The following is a 1,019-nucleotide window of genomic DNA, read 5'->3' as shown; positions in this document are numbered from 1 at the left end:
GCGCGTGAACCCATGGACACTGGTCGTGCGGTTGCCCATGCTTTGCAACGGGCACGTGCCAATGCGCTGCACGGCGGGACAGAGTGATACGGGCGACAGAATAAGGGACAAGACGGCGTGCTGGAAAGAACACAATGAGGGGAGGGCGCAATGGTAGGAGAGATGCAAAATGATAGGTTTCGAAAGAGATGACGTGTTGGAAGGAATACAATCAAGGGGAGGGCGTCTATGAGAGATCCTTTGCTGATGTTAGGTCCACATCTCTTTTACGTGGACTGGCTGAATTTCCAATCCTTTGAGGAAGAGTTTTCTGCCTCATGGGTTTGCCTGGAGCGTTTTGGTGAGGCTCCCGGTTTGCAATTTACTGGTTATGGCAATGATGCCAAAACCATTCATGGGGTGTTGTTTCCAGAAGAGTTTGGGGACCGGGTAGCGATAGATGCCATCACTAGAACCATTCGTGCTGCCAAGCCCGTTCAGATGATCCGTTGGATCAATGATACCATCTATAGTGTCCTTCTCCATGGACCCGTAGTAATCACCACGATCAATAAAGACCATGACTATATTAGTCGCTCTGGCCAATCGGGGCGCATTCGCTATGCCATTAGCTTGTTACCGTTTTTCGATGGTGGAAAACCACAAGGACAATATCAGGTGGGACAATACCAAGTGGGATATGGTCAATATTCCCAAGGAGGAGAAACGCCATGAAAATACTAGAAAAGCACCTCGTGGTAGAGCTAGAAGATATGAGTCTTGATCTCCTCTGCTTTCACCATGCCATGGCTGTGTTCAGAGACCGGAGGAAAGCTGGTTTACTCAAAGGCTATTTAGAAGCCACACTGGAAGCTAATCCAGAGATTGCCAAATATGGTGTGTTTTTACCGCGGGGCTTAACGGTCATTCTGCCTGAATTTGTTAGCCAAGAAAAGAACAGCATGGTGAAGCGGTTATGGGATTAATGCGTACACACCCTTTTATTGTGGTCAAGGTGGGAGACAAACCTGTTCATGAGG

2 protein-coding genes are annotated in these 1,019 nt (G+C 48.4%); both read left to right on the top strand.

What is annotated here, in order from left to right; genetic code table 11:
* Positions 1-228: 228 nt before the first annotated feature.
* Positions 229-714 carry a phage tail protein gene (locus tag ACFIME_RS08690; RefSeq protein ID WP_375684807.1) on the top strand — a complete coding sequence of 162 codons (486 nt, stop codon included), beginning with the start codon at positions 229-231 and terminating at the stop codon, positions 712-714.
* A complete protein-coding gene (locus ACFIME_RS08685) occupies positions 711-965 on the top strand; it encodes a tail protein X (protein WP_375684806.1) in 255 nt (84 codons plus the stop codon). The genes ACFIME_RS08690 and ACFIME_RS08685 overlap by 4 nt, the downstream gene beginning before the upstream one ends.
* The last annotated feature ends 54 nt before the right edge of the window (positions 966-1,019 follow it).

Source organism: Bartonella sp. AP1QHHD (assembly GCF_042196265.1).
Taxonomy (GTDB): Bacteria; Pseudomonadota; Alphaproteobacteria; order Rhizobiales; family Rhizobiaceae; genus Bartonella.
Note: the sequence above shows the minus strand (reverse complement) of the source record. Positions and strands in the feature narration are given on the sequence as shown.